Below are 597 nucleotides of genomic sequence, written 5' to 3' on the forward strand. Positions count from 1 at the left end.
CCCGACGCGCTCCGCTACTACATCTCGGTGGCGGGCCCCGAGACGCAGGACGTCGACTTCACGTGGGCGGAGTTCAAGCGCCGCACGAACGACGAGCTGGTCGCGGGCTGGGGCAACCTGGTGAACCGCACCGCGAGCATGGTGCACAAGAACTTCGGCGAGATCCCGGCCCCCGGGCCGCGCCTGGCGGTCGACGAGGCGCTGACGGCGGAGATCACGACCGCCTTCGGGCGCGTCGGCGACCTCGTGGGCACGCACCGGCAGCGCCAGGCGCTGCAGGAGGCGATGCGCGTGGTCGGCGAGGCCAACCGCTACGTGTCCGAGACCGAGCCGTGGAAGCTGAAGAACGACCGCGAGCGGCTCGCGACCGTCCTGCACACGACGACGCAGGCCGTCAGCGACCTCAACACGCTGCTCGCGCCGTTCCTGCCGCACAGCGCGCAGGCCGTGCACGAGGCGCTCGGCGGCACGGGCACGTTCTCGCCGCAGCCGCGCATCGAGGAGGTCACCGACCTCGACGACGACACGCGGCACTACCCGGTCATCACGGGCGACTACCGCTCGGTGCGGGGCACGTGGCAGCCGCGCGCGGTCGTG

1 protein-coding gene is annotated in these 597 nt (G+C 72.4%); it reads left to right on the forward strand.

Annotated features, from left to right (window positions below; genetic code table 11):
* A partial coding sequence (locus G3I71_RS45740; RefSeq protein ID WP_164324858.1) for a class I tRNA ligase family protein occupies positions 1-597 on the forward strand: 597 nt, incomplete at both ends.

Source organism: Streptomyces sp. SID12501, assembly GCF_010550245.1.
In the GTDB taxonomy this organism is placed as follows: domain Bacteria; phylum Actinomycetota; class Actinomycetes; order Streptomycetales; family Streptomycetaceae; genus Streptomyces.